This window comes from Bradyrhizobium sp. Crot121, assembly GCF_059512385.1.
Genome location: NZ_JCAMOR010000350.1, coordinates 1 through 483 on the forward strand (window position 1 = coordinate 1; position 483 = coordinate 483).

Genomic DNA, 483 nt, shown 5'->3' on the forward strand with positions numbered 1-483 from the left:
GCTCAACAACTGCTACGAGGATGCCGAGCTCGCGGACACGATCGTGGCGGTCGGGACCAACGCGCTCGAAACCCAGACCAATTATTTCTTGAATCACTGGATTTCGAATCTGCGCGGAACGTCGCTCGACAAGAAGAAGGCCGAGTTCGGCTCCGAGCCAATGGAGCGGGCCAAGGTCATCATTGTCGATCCGCGTCGAACGGTGACGGTCAATGCCTGCGAGGTCGAAGCCGGCAAGGACAACGTCATGCACCTGGCGATCAATTCCGGCACGGATCTCGCGCTGTTCAATGCGTGGATGACCTATATCGCGGACAAGGGCTGGGTTGACAAAGCCTTCATCGAGGCCTCGACGACCAACTTCGACCAGATGAAGGCCGCCAACAGGATCAGCTTGGAGGACACGGCTAGGATAACCGGTCTAAGCACCGATCAAATTCGTAAGTCCGCGGAATGGATCGCGCAGCCGAAGGCGGGCAACGC

Annotated in this window: 1 protein-coding gene; it reads left to right on the top strand. The window is 58.2% G+C overall.

All coding sequences use genetic code 11. The features are described from left to right. Positions 1-483 (top strand): molybdopterin-dependent oxidoreductase (locus AC5ZGW_RS46925; protein ID WP_496114242.1); only part of this gene is annotated, 483 nt, incomplete at both ends.